Here is a 14,601-nt window from a genome sequence, read left to right as displayed (position 1 = left end):
TAAATACCTTTGTACTTTTGTTGTGGAGGAGAAAGGATTTCGGTAAAATGTAACAGAAACGTAAAAGAAGAAAGTGTCACGGTTAATGTGAACCTTGGTGAACGAAAAAAATGAGGTGGAAAACGTGGAATATAAGCGAATTAAGCCAAAAAAAATATACGAAGAAGTAGCCGAAACGCTTCTTGAAAATATAAAAGAAGGCAGCTTAAAACCTGGAGACCGTTTGGATTCAGTACAGCAGCTCGCGGAAAATTTTCAGGTAGGGCGCTCAGCTATTCGTGAAGCGCTTAGTGCTTTACGGGCGATGGGGCTGCTGGAAATGAAGCAAGGAGAAGGCACATTTGTACGAGAATTCAATTCAGATATGCTGTCTTTGCCTGTAACTAGCGCTGTATTGATGAATAAAAACGATATTGAACATTTGCTTGAAGTGAGAAAAGTATTAGAAATTGGAGCTGTTCGAGCGGCAGCTCAAAAGAGAACAGATGCGGACCTCAAGCAGCTGTCTAATAGCTTGGAACAAATGAAAGGAGCGTTTGGCAATGAAGAACTGGGAGAGAAAGCAGATTTTGCTTTTCATTTAGCCATTGCCAAAGCCTCGCAAAACCCTCTTTTGGTGAAGCTTATGAATAACGTATCAGAAATGATGATTGAAACGATGAAAGAGACAAGACGCATCTGGCTTTACGCAGAAGAGAAAACGTCTGAACGAATTTATAAAGAGCATCGGCAAATTTATGAGGCTATTTTCTCTCAGCATGCAGAAGACGCTCAGCATTTTATGATGAGTCATCTTGACAATGTTGAACACGTATTAATGAAATACATACCGGAAGAAAAATAACGCCATTTCAGGTAGAAAAGTGCGCACTAAATAACAGAAAAACTAAAATTCATATACCTTCCGATAATTTATGCTTGCTCTATTGTGAAAAGATTTACATAATAGAAACTAGGATTGTCAAATGGGGGGTTACAAAGTATGAAAAAGCAATATAGAGATGATAGTTTAGCTTTGCATACGGATTTATACGAACTGAATATGGCGCATACGTATTTTAAAGACCACATTCATAAACGTCGTTCTGTATTTGAAGCTTACTTTCGTCGCATGCCGTTTGAAAGCGGTTATGCGGTGTTTGCCGGGCTAGAAAGAGTAATTGATTTTATTGTTAATTTCAGGTTTAGCGAAACGGATTTAGATTATTTATATGAAGAATTGCATTATGAAGCGGAGTTTATCGACTATTTAAAACAAGTTCGGTTTAGCGGCAATGTTCGTTCGGTCGTAGAAGGCGAAATGATTTTTGCTAATGAACCAATGCTGCAAATTGACGCTCCTTTAGCAGAAGCGCAGCTGATTGAAACGCCGCTTTTAAATATTTTAAATTTCCATCCGCTGATTGCGACAAAAGCATCGCGTATTCGCTTAGCAGCGGGAGAAGATAATTTATATGAGCATACGGGTACGAATCAGCTAATGGAATTTGGTTCAAGAAGAGCGCATGAGCTAGATGCTGCTTTTTACGGGGCAAGGGCTGCTTATATTGGAGGCTTTGATGCAACGAGTAATGTAAGAGCGGGAAAAGTATTTGGAATCCCCGTGTCCGGCACTCACGCTCACGCGCTTGTTCAAGTCTATCGTGACGAATATAGTGCGTTTAAAAAGTATGCGGAATCACACCGTAACTGTATCTTTTTAGTAGATACATATAATACATTAAAATCAGGTATTCCAAATGCTATTAAAGTAGCAAAAGAAATGGGAGATCGCATTAATTTTATCGGTATTCGGTTAGATAGCGGAAGACTTCCATATCTTTCTCAAGAGGCAAGAAAAATGCTAGATGAAGCTGGCTATCATGATGTGAAGATTTTTGCTTCGAATGATCTTGATGAGTACAGCATTCTGGATTTGAAAGCCCAGGGTGCCAAAATTGATGGATGGGGAGTCGGAACAAAACTCATGACATCTTTTGATCAGCCGGCGCTAGGAGCTGTGTACAAGCTGGTTTCCATTGAAGATGACCATGGAAACATGGTGGATACCATTAAGCTGTCAGAGAATCCAGAGAAAATTTCAACTCCTGGCCTAAAAGAAGTATACCGAATTGTAAATCAAGCGAATCACAAATGGGAAGGCGATTATATTACGATGCAAGACGAAGCGCCGAATGAAGAGCAGCATTTAAAAATGTTCCATCCTATTCATACGCACGTCAGCAAGTTTGTAACGAACTTTAACGCACGTAAAATTCATCAGCCAATCTTTGCAGATGGAAAGCTTGTGTACGAACAGCCTACAATTGAAGAAATGAGAGCCTACTGTTTACAGAACTTAAAGCATCTATGGGACGACTACAAAGTCATTACAAAATCGAACGAAGATGTATTTCGTCCTACAGAGTATCCAGTAGATTTGAGTACAAACTGCTGGGATAACAAAATGCAAAATATCGAAGAGACTAGAAGCAAGTTACTATCTGATACAGTGCTTGTGTAGGTCCCATCAGCTAGTAATGAGAGGAGAGTTTTTTTATGAAAGAGCTACAAAAGCAAATTATTAAAGAGATGAAGGTACAAAAAGAAATTAATCCTGTGGAAGAAATTCGCCGCAGCGTTGACTTTCTGAAATCCTACATGAACAAATATCCTTTTTTACGTTCGTTTGTACTAGGTATTTCCGGCGGTCAAGATTCTACTTTAACTGGAAAGCTGGCACAGCTAGCGGTTAATGAGTTGAATGAAGAGGCCGGAGAAGATCGCTATCAGTTTATTGCTGTTCGTCTTCCATACGGTGTGCAAGCAGATGAAGCAGATTGTCAAGATGCACTTGCTTTTATTCAACCAACAAAATCTATTTCTATTAACGTAAAACCAGCAGTAGATGCCATGCTTTCTGCTGTTGAAGAAGCGGCAGATGATAAAGTATCTGACTTCAACAAAGGAAATGTAAAAGCACGTGAACGAATGATTGCACAATATACGGTAGCAGGCATGTACAGTGGAGTAGTACTCGGAACGGATCACTCTGCTGAAGCTATTACAGGATTTTATACAAAATTCGGTGACGGAGGAGCTGACTTAGTACCTATTTTCCGTCTGAACAAGCGACAAGGAAAACAGATGCTAAAAGAATTAGGCTGTCCAGAGCATCTATATATGAAAAAACCAACGGCTGATTTGGAAGAAGATCGTCCACAGCTTCCGGATGAAGAAGCACTTGGCGTCACGTATGAGCAAATCGATGATTATTTAGAAGGCAAAGATGTAGGTGAACATGCAAGTAACGTAATTGAAGGTCATTTCTTAAAAACTCAGCATAAACGCCAATTGCCGATCACAGTATTTGATGATTTTTGGAAATAAATAAGAAAGAAGTAATGGGTATCCATTGCTTCTTTCTTATTTTTATGGAAAAAAGATATCAAACAAAGAAAGGTATTTTCGAAAAACTAGTGAAATTAGAAAAACATAGGAGTATAATAGCATTAAGTCATCTGATGACCTGTTAACTAAAAGAAGTAAAATGATCAGCTTGGAGGGAGCAAATGATGAAAGTATCTTTATTTGCGACATGTTTGATTGATATGTTTCAAACAAATGTAGGAAAAGCTACAGTGGAATTGTTAGAACGGTTAGGGTGCGAAGTGGATTTTCCAAAGAGTCAAGTTTGCTGCGGGCAGCCTGCGTATAACAGCGGTTATGTAAAAGAATCAAAAGAAGCGATGAAAAACATGATAAAAGCATTTGAACATGCAGAGTACATTGTATCTCCGTCTGGCTCGTGTGTGACAATGTTCAAAGAGTATCCTCATCTTTTTAAAGATGATGCTACTTGGCATGAACCTGCCGTGAAGCTTGCTAATAAAACGTATGAGCTAACGGATTTTATTGTAAACGTTTTAAAAGTTGAAGATGTAGGAGCCAGCTTAAATGGTACAGCGACTTATCATTCTTCCTGTCATATGACGCGTTTGCTAAACGTAAAAAAAGAACCTTTTACGCTATTAAGCAACGTGAAAGGTCTTGAAATGGAGAATCTTGAAAACAGTCATAACTGCTGCGGGTTTGGCGGGACGTTTTCGGTTAAGATGGGACAAATCTCAGAACAAATGGTAGATGAAAAAGTCGGCTGTATAGCTAAAACAAACGCAGATTACTTAATTGGAGCTGACTGCGGCTGTCTTATGAATATTGGCGGAAGAATTGAACGAAAGGGACAGCCTGTAAAAGTTATGCATATCGCCGAAGTATTAAATAGCAGAATGTAAAGAAAGGAGAATACCGAATGTCTATGAAAATAGGAAACGATCAGTTTAAAAAACGCGTGGACGATGGAGTCAATAATGCGTTTATGCGCTTTGCAGTTTCAAGTGCTCAAGAACGCTTAAGAAACCGTAGATTAGATGCGGCAGAAGAGCTAGGAAATTGGGAAGAATGGAGAGCCCTCGGCGAAGAAATCCGTCAGCATACGCTGGAAAATTTAGATTACTATTTAGAGCAGCTCACTGATAATGTAGCTAAGCGCGGAGGCCACGTTTTTTTTGCTCAAACATCTAAAGAAGCAAATGAGTACATAAAAAGTGTAGCGAAGAAAAAACAGGCAAAGAAAGTCGTTAAATCCAAGTCAATGGTCACAGAAGAAATTCATATGAACGCTGCGTTAGAAGAACTAGGCTGTGAAGTCATTGAAACGGATTTAGGAGAATACATCCTGCAAGTGGATGATCACGATCCGCCTTCTCATATCGTAGCACCTGCACTTCATAAAAATAAAGAACAAATTAGAGATGTATTTCAGGAAAAGCTTTCTTATAAAAAAACAGAAAAACCTGAAGAACTAGCACTTCATGCTCGGGAAATGCTGAGAAAAGAATTTTTATCAGCAGACATTGGCATAACAGGATGTAATTTTGCTATTGCAGAATCTGGATCCATTTCACTTGTGACCAATGAAGGAAATGCAAGGCTAACGACAGCTCTTCCTAAAACGCAAATTACGGTTATGGGCATGGAAAGAATTGTACCAACATTTGAAGAGTTTGAAGTGTTGGTAAGCCTGTTAACTAGAAGTGCAGTAGGTCAGCGGCTTACAAGTTACGTAACGGCACTTACAGGGCCTAGACTTCCGGGAGAAGTGGACGGACCCGAAGAGTTTCACCTAGTGATTGTGGATAATGGACGATCTGCTATTTTAGGAACTGAGTTTCAATCTGTTTTACAGTGTATTCGCTGTGCGGCATGTGTGAATGTATGTCCCGTATATCGCCATATTGGAGGTCATTCATATGGATCTATTTATTCTGGTCCAATCGGAGCTGTATTATCTCCTTTGCTTGGAGGCTATGAAGATTACAAAGAGCTTCCATATGCCTCAACTCTATGCGCAGCCTGTACAGATGCCTGTCCGGTTAAAATTCCGCTGCATGAGCTATTACACAAACACCGTCAGCGAATTGTTGAAAAAGAAGGAAAAGCACCTATTTCAGAAAAGTTGGCGATGAAAGCATTTGGCTTGGGAGCAGCTTCTTCTTCTTTATATACAGTGGGAGCCAAAGTAGCGCCAGCAGCTCTTACTCCTTTTATGTCAGGAAGCAGTATTTCCAAAGGGCCTGGTCCATTAAAAGCGTGGACAGAAAGCAGAGAGTTTCCAGCACCTACAAAAGAGCGCTTACGAGATTGGTTTGATAAAAGGAGTGATGATAATGAAGGGAAGCATTCAAAATAGAGACAGTTTTTTAGACAATATCGCTGCTAATCTTAAGCGAAGCAGGCGAACAAGCGGCGTAGTAAAACCCGAATGGAAGCATGCTCCTCAATATGAAGTTTACCGAAACTATTCGCCGGATCAATTAAAGAAAGAGCTTGAAAACCATTGCGAACGTATTCATACTCGCTATGTAGAAACCTCGTCACAATACTTATCAGCTGCGCTTGAGGAAGCCGTAGCGAACTATGGAAATGGTCTTGTCTGCACGTGGAATGATTCTAGGTTTGCCGAATATGGATTGAATCCGCTGTTGGAGAAATGGGAAACAAACAGTAACCTTCACTTATGGAATTCAGCAAAAGGCGATGAGAATATTAAATTAGCTGAACAAGCAAACGTCGGCATCACATTCAGTGATTTGACTCTAGCGGAGTCCGGAACAGTTGTTTTGTTTAGCAGTGCTGCAAAAGGACGAGCGGTAAGTTTACTGCCCGCCACTTATATTGCAATCATACCTCAAAGTTCAATTGTTCCTCGCATGACACAAGCTGCTGAAATTATCCATGAAAAGGTAGAGCGAGGAGAAACGATTGCTTCTTGCATTAACTTTATTACAGGACCGAGCAATTCAGCTGATATTGAAATGAATTTAGTAGTTGGTGTGCATGGGCCTATTCAAGCAACTTATATTGTAGTGAATGATCGATAAACACTTCACAGCTGTGAAGTGTTTTTTTATTCATACTTCATTTCTAAATAGCGGGAGAATGTGAAGAAATGTCGCATTTTGAATAAACGTGGCTAATTTTAAAAAGGTAAAAAGCAAATCTTGTAGAATACTAAGTCTATAGATAAAAGGTGGGGAAATGGGAAGTGCAAAAGAAAGGAGCAATGAGCATGTCACCACAAAGAGAATTAACATCTGAAGCTGAGCAAAAGAAACAGCAGCGAGGTGAATTGCAGCAGCTACGAGCTATTTTTAATGACGTATTAGATGCCATTGTCGTATTAGATGAGTATTTTCAAGTTATAAATGCGAATGAATCAGCCTGTAGGCTGTTTGAAAAAACAAAGAGCGAATTATTAACCTATCAAATGAAAGATTTTCTTATGTATTTTCCGTATGACATGATTGAAGCGTATTATCCAGCACTTTTAGAGGAAAGCTATTTCAAATATGAAGGCGCGATGACGCTTCGAAGCGGCATGATGAAACATGTTGAATTTACTTCACACAAACATAGCCACATGTCGGGCATTATTGTGTGTACATTTCGAGATATTACGCAGCACAAGATGATGGAAAATGAGCGGTTTATTAGTCACCATATGTTTATGGATGTATTTAATGAAGCGGTAGACGGAATTGTCATTTTTGATCGAACTGGCCAGCTTATCGACGCAAACCCTTCATTTTGCGAACGATTAAATTATACAAGAGCACAGCTTCTGACGAAAACGTTAGAAGAGCTCGTAGAACCTACTTATCATTATAAGGTGAAAAAGCTATGGAGAACTCTGCATCAAGAAGGAAAGACAAGCGGAGAGCTACCAATCAGGCTCGAAAATGGAGACATTAATTTCTTTGAATTTACAACAACGGCTAATATATACAGTCAATACTATATGTCCATTATGAGAGACGTGACGGAAAAACGGCTGATGGAGCAGCAGCTGTTGAGAAGTGAAAAAAACTTCAGGGCCATTTTTGAAAATGCGATTGAAGCGATTTTGATTTGGAGAGACGATGGTAAAATCTTAAACGCTAATCTCGCTTCTTCGCGTACGTTCGAGCTACCGTTAAACAAATTGATTGGAAGCAATTTGTATACGTTTATCGATACCAAAAGCTTTAATGTATTAAAGGTGCTACAAACATTTCAAAGAAAAGGGGAAATTCGTAATCAGCTTCCTTTTTACATGCCAAATGGAGAAATTAAACAGTTGGAATTCACAGGGAAAAAAGGCATTATAGAAGGAGATCATTTAACCATTTTTCGAAACATCAGTGAACGTACAAAAATTGAACAGGAGCTGCGGAATAACGAAGAAAAATTCAGGCAGATCTTTAACGGTTCGATTGACGGGTTAGTTTTATGGGACGGCAAGCGAAATATTATTGATGTGAATTCTTCTCTTTGTGATATTTTAGAACTGAGCAAAGAGGAGATTTGTGCGCACTCCATAGATGATTTTATTTCTTCAGTGAATTTAGATGTGGTCATTGAGCATAAAGAAAAGATTGAGCAAAAAGGGGAAGCTGAAGGAGAGATTACGTACGTTACGGGGAACGAAAAGGTGAAAAACATCGAATTCTCTACGAAAAAAGATATTTTGCCAGGTCTATACATGACGCTTTTAAGAGACGTAACGGAACGAAATCAAATGCAGGAGCAGATTCGGAAATCGGATACGCTGCAAGTAGTCGGACAGTTAGCAGCGGGAATTGCGCATGAAATCCGCAACCCGATGACGGCTTTAAAAGGTTTTGTTCAGCTGTTAGAAAGTAGCATTCAAGAAGATCATTCTCTTTATTTTGATATTATTAAGTCCGAATTAAAAAGAATTGAAACCATTATTACAGAGTTTTTAGTACTCGCTAAGCCACAGGCCGTAAAGTTTGAAAAGAAAAATTTAGCCGCGGTTGTTAAAGAAACGATCGATTTATTAAACGCTCAAGCAGTTTTAGAAAATATTCAGTTTGAACTAAATGTGTCTCCTCAGCTGCCAATGGTGTACTGCGAACCAAACCAAATTAAACAAGTATTAATAAACGTAATTAAAAATGCAATTGAGGTTACGTCAAACGGGGGAAGAATTTTTATTGAAGTCTACTCCCCAGAGCCACGTTACGTAACCGTCTCCATTCGAGATCAAGGAGATGGAATGCCTGAGGAACGCATAAAACGCTTAGGAGAACCATTTTATACTACAAAAGAAAAAGGAACAGGACTCGGTTTGATGGTGTCGTATAAAATTATAGAAGAACATAAAGGACGAATCGAAGTGGAAAGCAAAATAGGAAAAGGAACAGCTTTTCATATTATTCTTCCAGCCTAAACAGAAAGGATAAGCAAGTATGTACTATGGAGAAATGAACTTATTTTCTGATTTGAAAATTTATATTGTAGCTTCGGAAAAAGGGGTGCAACATATTTTATTTGATAGCGATGATCATAATGAGCAGCTTAAAGGACTTGTCCATGATGAGAGCTATCCCCATGTGAAAGAAGCAAAGCGACAGCTGCATGATTATGTTGAAGGGCGAACCCTAACATTTGATTTGCCTTTGGATATAAAAGGGACTGACTTTCAAAAAGAAGTGTGGTTGACACTTAAACATATACCTTATGGACAAACGTGGTCTTATAGTGATGTAGCGGAGTCTGTTAATCGCTCTAAAGCTGTAAGGGCTGTTGGACAAGCGAATCGTCGAAATCCACTGCCTATTATTTTGCCTTGTCACCGAGTGATTGGTAAAAATGGAGCTTTAACAGGTTATGCAGGTTCCCAAACTCATATAAAAGAGAAACTATTAATGCTTGAAAGAAATGTGGCAAAAGGTGCTAGTAATAAGTAAAATAGCTATTCACCTTCTAATTTCCAGCCTTCTCCTTGCACAAAAACACCGTCAATTTGCTGAGGAGAAGGGAGGGAATTTAGTTCTTCATCTTTGGACAAATCGAATAACTGATATTGTTGCTTTCGATTCAGTGCCTTGTTTTTATCCGTTTTTTGTTCTGAACTCATATCTGCTTTCCCCCTTCTTCCAAAAGAATCTCCTATAATATATGTAGAAAAAGAAGAGAGTACTGTTACAATTGTGTTACAAATGCAGCCGCCAATAAAAAAAGCCGCTACTATGCGGCTTTTTTTATTGAGCAGATTGCAGCAAAACTTTTTGTATTGATTCAGAAGACGGGGAATGAATCACTCCATGTTCTGTAATAATAGCTGTAATCAGTTCGCTTGGCGTCACATCAAAAGCTGGATTGTACACAGAGATTCCGTCTGGAGCAATTTGCGTATCTCCAATGTGCGTCACTTCTTTAGGCGAACGTTCTTCAATAGGGATGCTGCTCCCGTCTTGAATAGATAAATCAAATGTAGACTGCGGCGCTGCTACGTAAAATGGAATATCGAATGCTTTCGCTAAAAGAGCAAGTCCGTACGTACCAATTTTATTAGCCGTATCGCCATTTGCTGCAATGCGGTCAGCTCCTACAATAATCCCATTAATCTCTTTTGTTTTAATCGTATGAGCAGCCATATTATCCGTAATTAGCGTAACGTCTACTCCTGACTGCTGAAGTTCCCATGCTGTTAAGCGAGAACCTTGAAGGACGGGTCTTGTTTCACAGGCAAATACTTCAAGCGGAATATCGCGCTGCTTAGACAAGTGAAAAGGTGCCAATGCTGTTCCATAATAAGCTGTAGCAATTGAACCAGCATTACATATTGTCATGATTCTATCTTTCTTTTTAAATAAAGATAGTGCATGATCTCCAATTCGGTAGCACGTTTCTTCATCTTCTACTTGAATTTGAATGGCTTCATGAACCACTTTTGTTTTAGCTTCATTAACGGATGAAGCGGGTTCAGCGCTTTTTACTAAGCGTTCTAGTGCCCAAAATAAATTGACGGCAGTAGGACGTGAACTAGCTAAATACTTTTGATCACGAGCTAGCTTTTTATTAAATTCATCGACAGAATCTGTGTCATAGCTAAGCGCAGAAAGAGCCAGGCCAAAAGCCGCCGTAATACCGATTGCAGGAGCCCCGCGTACTTTTAACGTAGTGATAGCATCCCATACGTCTTTAATGGTTTGCAGCTTAATATACTCGACTTTTCCAGGCAGCTGCTGCTGATCTAATAAGGTAATATATGATTCATTCCATTCCACTGAGCGCGGAAGTGATAGTGTATTTGTCATGATGATACCGATCCTTTCATTGTGTACATTATTCGTTATCGAAGTAAATGTTCAAATTCATTTGGTGAAACGTCTTGTTGATGTAGAAGCAAATAGCGTCCAATCTTTAACGCAGTGCGCTTAGCGTTAATTCTTCTTTCCTCTGAAGAGATTCCATCTAAGTCCGCCACGTGAGCTAATCCAATCGTACGTCGAATGATTTCACATCCTGCATATCCAACAGCATCTTGCCACGTTTGTGTTAAAATTTCATGTAATAAGCGCTCATCTTTGGCAAAAAGTTCAGTGTTTTCAGAATGCCAAAGCGTAGTAAAAGTATCTTTAAACACGTTCCATGTGTTCGTAATGTGAGCAAATAAAGGTTCGCGATTTGTTTCTCGAGAAAGGGCATTTATAAATAAATTCGCAACAAATTGCCCTAAATCAAATCCAAACGGACCATAAAAAGCAAACTCTGGATCAATCACTTTCGTTTCTTGACTGCTTGCAAAGATGCTGCCTGTATGTAAATCACCGTGGATTAGCGTTTGTGCATTTGTTAAAAATTTATATTTTAATTTTGCTGCCTGTAACTTTACATCTCTATCATTCCACAATTCTTCTACATCGGGACGCAGCGCTTTTTCAAATTCATTTGTATCGATATCAAAAAAAGGATCCGTAAAGACTAAATCTTCTGTAATATTGCATAAGTCTGGGTTGCTGTACTTCACAACTTCTTCTTTTTTATCCTGAGGCTTTAAGGCGAAATCCGACGTTTTGAACGCAATATGTCCTAGAAAAGAACCGATATGCTGTGAGAGCAGGGGATAACTTTCTCCTTGAATAAGCCCCGCGCGAGAAATCGTTAAATGAGATAGGTCTTCCATGACCGTAACAGCAAGTGTTTCATCGTGGTAATAAACAGCTGGTACAAGTTCAGGCGTAAATGTACCGAATTGTATGAGCGCATTGCTTTCAATTGTGGCACGGTTTAAGGATAGAGGCCAGCTTTCGCCTACAACTTTTGCATAGGGAAGTGCTTGTTTTACGATAATCGATTTATTCGTTTGATCATTTATAATGTGAAAGACGAGGTTTAAGTTGCCGTCACCGATTTCACGGGCAGTTAGTGCTTCTGTGGCATCAAAAAGACCTAGCTTTTTCACAAGTTTGATTGCTGAAATTTCTGTTAAAGGCTGATACTTCTCTGTTTTTATTGTTGACATTGGAATCCCTCCATAGTTTATTAAACTGATTTGTTTACTAAGTTAATAGGTTTAAGAACGTATGGAGGCTTTTATAATTTTAGAAAATATAAAAGCCTCTTTCGTTGGAAAGAGGCTTGATTGTATTGTTCAAACCTCTTATCTGCCAGAAAGAATTACTTTCTGTTGGAATTAGCACCGTGCCTTTGTAAAACATGTTTTACAGATGTGATCCATCTTGGGATGGAATGACGGTCGGTTGCTGGGCTTCACAGGGCCAAATCCCTCAGCCAACTCTTGATAAGAGTGCGATTACTTATTTAATTTTGATTTGTTTGAATATTTTATGATATCTGGTGAAAATCGTATCATGCAAAAAAACGGCTGTCAATACATAATTAATAAAATTCTGTGCGGCGATCTGTAAAGACAGGAATCTGTTTGCGAATTTCTTTTACAAGCTCTAGGTTAACTTCAGCGCTTAAAAGTTCTTCGCTATCGCCGGCTTCAGCAATTATTTCTCCCCACGGATCGATGACTAAAGAATGTCCGGCAAAAGTATTATTAGGATCTTGGCCTACGCGATTACACGCAATTACATAGCATTGATTTTCAATTGCTCGGCTGATGAGCAGTGCTTTCCAGTGGGCAAGCCTTGGAGCCGGCCACTGAGCGACAACAAATAAGACTTCTGCTCCGCTGCTAGTATGAACGCGAATCCATTCTGGGAAACGAATATCGTAACAAATAACTCCTGCGCACAAAGACTGTTCAAGTGTAAAAAGATTTTTTGTTGTTCCTGCTTCTAGATAGAGGTGCTCATCCATTAATTTAAATAAGTGCAGTTTGCTGTATTGCGATACTTCACGACCTTTTCGATCAAAAATATACATCGTATTCGTAACGCCTTGTTCTGTTTTTTTCGCGATAGAACCTGCAACAATATTTACTTCATTCGTTTTAGCAAACTGAGAGATTAATTGCTTGGCTTGTTGCCCTTCATCATCTGCAATTTCGTCTAGGCGCGTCAAATCGTAAGCTGTATCCCATAGTTCAGGAAGTACAAGAATGTCAGGTTTTTCTTTCAAGGCTTCTGTCATTTTTTGTTCGATATATTTTCGGTTTTTAGTTGGGTTTCCAAACGCAATATCAAGCTGCAAACACGTAATTTTTACACTCACTTTATCATCCGTCCTTTTTGTAGTAGTTAAAAAAAATGACTTTACAAGTTGAGTATTACAATATATTATTTGTGACTAGAATTTCAAGAATTTTTTGAGAAGGTGTGCGATTATGAAACAATTTGAGCAATCGGAACTATTAAAAAGTTTACCACAACAATTTTTTGCATCACTTGTAGGCAAAGTAGGAAAAGTGATGGCCCAAGGGCACGATGTTATTAACTTAGGGCAAGGGAACCCTGATCAACCTACTCCTTCACATATTGTAGAAACACTTCAAAATGCAAGTGCTAATTCTGTGCATCATAAATATTCTCCATTTCGCGGACACCATTTTTTAAAAGAGGCCGTTGCAACTTTTTATAAGCGAGAATATGGCGTTGATGTGGATCCTGAAAAAGAAGTAGCCATTTTGTTTGGTGGGAAAGCCGGACTTGTCGAAATTCCACAGTGTTTATTAAACCCTGGAGATACGGTGCTGGTGCCGGATCCGGGATATCCAGATTACTGGTCTGGAGTAGAACTTGCAAAAGCCAAGATGGAAGTGATGCCGCTTACGGCTGAAAATCATTTTCTACCCGTATACGAGGAAATAAGCGAAAGTGCTAAAGAACAAGCAAAGCTCATGTTTTTAAACTATCCGAATAATCCTACTGGTGCAGTGGCAACAGCAGGGTTTTTTGAAGACACCGTTGAATTTGCTGCCAAGCACGATATTTGTGTGGTACACGACTTTGCTTACGGAGCAATTGGATTTGATGGTAAAAAGCCAATCAGCTTTTTACAGACTCCAGGTGCAAAAGAGACGGGAATTGAAATTTATACTCTTTCTAAAACGTATAATATGGCGGGATGGCGAGTTGGATTTGCTGTAGGAAATGAAAGTGTAGTAGAAGCTATTAATCTTCTTCAAGATCATATGTATGTCAGTCTATTTGGGGGGATTCAAGAGGCAGCAGCTACAGCTCTATTAGAATCTCAACAATGTGTAAACGATTTAGTTAAGCGCTATGAATCTAGACGCAATACCTTTATTCAAGGGCTTCGAGAAATTGGTTGGGATGTTACGTCCCCAGCGGGCTCCTTCTTTGCGTGGCTAAAAGTTCCTAAAGGATATACTTCTGAACGGTTTTCAGATTTACTTCTTGAAAAAGCCCACGTTGTAGTTGCGCCTGGAGTAGGCTTTGGAATATACGGTGAAGGCTATGTGCGCGTGGGACTGCTGACGGATGAAGAGCGCATAAAAGAAGCGGTATCTCGAATAAAAAAATTAAATTTATTTTAAAAACGCATTGACAATCCTTTTTGAGTTGGCTTAATATGTAAGAAGTTAACGAGATTAATAACCGATAAATCCTAGCGGTATTTTTTATCTAGTATAAAATCTACGAATTCAATTTAAATAAATAGCAACTTTCTTATTAAGAGCAGGTGGAGGGACTAGCCCGATGAAGCCCGGCAACCGACTTAACGCATGTTAAGCACGGTGCTAATTCTTGCAGCAGAAGCTGAGAGATAAGAAGAGCAAAGAAAGCCTCTTCTTAATCAAAGAAGAGGCTTTTTTTATTAACGATATTAAACAGCAAG

At 39.1% G+C, this 14,601-nt stretch carries 13 protein-coding genes and 2 riboswitches; of the genes, 9 read left to right on the top strand and 4 right to left on the bottom strand.

Annotation, left to right across the window (positions count from 1 at the left end; genetic code table 11):
- Positions 1 to 124 precede the first annotated feature (124 nt).
- The 8 genes from ACLHDF_RS10340 to ACLHDF_RS10305 all read left to right on the top strand — a co-directional run bounded on the left by ACLHDF_RS10340 (position 125) and on the right by ACLHDF_RS10305 (position 9,293).
- Positions 125 to 844, top strand: a complete 720-nt coding sequence (locus tag ACLHDF_RS10340) for a FadR/GntR family transcriptional regulator (protein WP_413918759.1) — start codon at positions 125 to 127, stop codon at positions 842 to 844.
- 138 nt (positions 845 to 982) lie between these two features.
- Positions 983 to 2,503 carry a nicotinate phosphoribosyltransferase gene (locus ACLHDF_RS10335; RefSeq protein ID WP_413918758.1) on the top strand — a complete coding sequence of 507 codons (1,521 nt, stop codon included), beginning with the start codon at positions 983 to 985 and terminating at the stop codon, positions 2,501 to 2,503.
- Between the two features lie 35 nt (positions 2,504 to 2,538).
- Positions 2,539 to 3,369, top strand: a complete 831-nt coding sequence (gene nadE, locus ACLHDF_RS10330) for an ammonia-dependent NAD(+) synthetase (RefSeq protein ID WP_413918757.1) — start codon at positions 2,539 to 2,541, stop codon at positions 3,367 to 3,369.
- Positions 3,370 to 3,554: 185 nt separating this feature from the next.
- Positions 3,555 to 4,274 (top strand): (Fe-S)-binding protein, encoded by a 720-nt coding sequence (locus tag ACLHDF_RS10325; protein ID WP_413918913.1) that lies wholly within the window; start codon positions 3,555 to 3,557, stop codon positions 4,272 to 4,274.
- Positions 4,275 to 4,291: 17 nt separating this feature from the next.
- Positions 4,292 to 5,731: a LutB/LldF family L-lactate oxidation iron-sulfur protein gene (locus ACLHDF_RS10320; protein WP_413918756.1), complete on the top strand. Its 1,440-nt coding sequence runs from the start codon at positions 4,292 to 4,294 to the stop codon at positions 5,729 to 5,731.
- On the top strand, positions 5,709 to 6,422 hold the full coding sequence (locus ACLHDF_RS10315; RefSeq protein ID WP_413918755.1) for a LutC/YkgG family protein: 714 nt from the start codon (positions 5,709 to 5,711) through the stop codon (positions 6,420 to 6,422). Before ACLHDF_RS10320 ends, ACLHDF_RS10315 begins: the two co-directional genes overlap by 23 nt.
- Before the next feature lie 188 nt (positions 6,423 to 6,610).
- Positions 6,611 to 8,773, top strand: coding sequence for a PAS domain S-box protein (locus ACLHDF_RS10310; RefSeq protein WP_413918754.1), 2,163 nt, complete (start codon positions 6,611 to 6,613; stop codon positions 8,771 to 8,773).
- Positions 8,774 to 8,792: 19 nt separating this feature from the next.
- On the top strand, positions 8,793 to 9,293 hold the full coding sequence (locus ACLHDF_RS10305; protein WP_413918753.1) for a methylated-DNA--[protein]-cysteine S-methyltransferase: 501 nt from the start codon (positions 8,793 to 8,795) through the stop codon (positions 9,291 to 9,293).
- 5 nt (positions 9,294 to 9,298) lie between these two features.
- Here the strand turns inward: ACLHDF_RS10305 and ACLHDF_RS10300 are convergent, their stop codons facing one another.
- The 4 genes from ACLHDF_RS10300 to ACLHDF_RS10285 form a co-directional block, all read right to left on the bottom strand.
- Positions 9,299 to 9,463: a hypothetical protein gene (locus ACLHDF_RS10300; protein ID WP_413918752.1), complete on the bottom strand. Its 165-nt coding sequence runs from the start codon at positions 9,461 to 9,463 to the stop codon at positions 9,299 to 9,301.
- A gap of 124 nt (positions 9,464 to 9,587) precedes the next feature.
- A complete protein-coding gene (mtnA, locus tag ACLHDF_RS10295) occupies positions 9,588 to 10,646 on the bottom strand; it encodes an S-methyl-5-thioribose-1-phosphate isomerase (RefSeq protein WP_413918751.1) in 1,059 nt (352 codons plus the stop codon).
- 35 nt (positions 10,647 to 10,681) lie between these two features.
- Positions 10,682 to 11,854, bottom strand: a complete 1,173-nt coding sequence (gene mtnK / locus ACLHDF_RS10290) for an S-methyl-5-thioribose kinase (protein ID WP_413918750.1) — start codon at positions 11,852 to 11,854, stop codon at positions 10,682 to 10,684.
- A gap of 135 nt (positions 11,855 to 11,989) precedes the next feature.
- Positions 11,990 to 12,140, bottom strand: a riboswitch (SAM riboswitch).
- Positions 12,141 to 12,231: 91 nt separating this feature from the next.
- Entirely contained in the window at positions 12,232 to 13,014 is a 783-nt protein-coding gene (locus ACLHDF_RS10285) for a carbon-nitrogen family hydrolase (RefSeq protein ID WP_413918749.1), read from the bottom strand.
- 112 nt (positions 13,015 to 13,126) lie between these two features.
- Here ACLHDF_RS10285 and ACLHDF_RS10280 point away from each other — a divergent pair, with 112 nt between their 5' ends.
- Complete coding sequence (locus ACLHDF_RS10280) at positions 13,127 to 14,299, top strand: pyridoxal phosphate-dependent aminotransferase (protein ID WP_413918748.1); 1,173 nt, start codon at positions 13,127 to 13,129, stop codon at positions 14,297 to 14,299.
- Between the two features lie 130 nt (positions 14,300 to 14,429).
- A riboswitch (SAM riboswitch) is annotated at positions 14,430 to 14,536 on the top strand.
- Positions 14,537 to 14,601: the final 65 nt, after the last annotated feature.

It is taken from the genome of Priestia megaterium (genome assembly GCF_046599315.1).
Taxonomy (GTDB): Bacteria; Bacillota; Bacilli; order Bacillales; family Bacillaceae_H; genus Priestia; species Priestia megaterium_F.
This window is presented reverse-complemented; position numbering and strand designations above follow the sequence as displayed.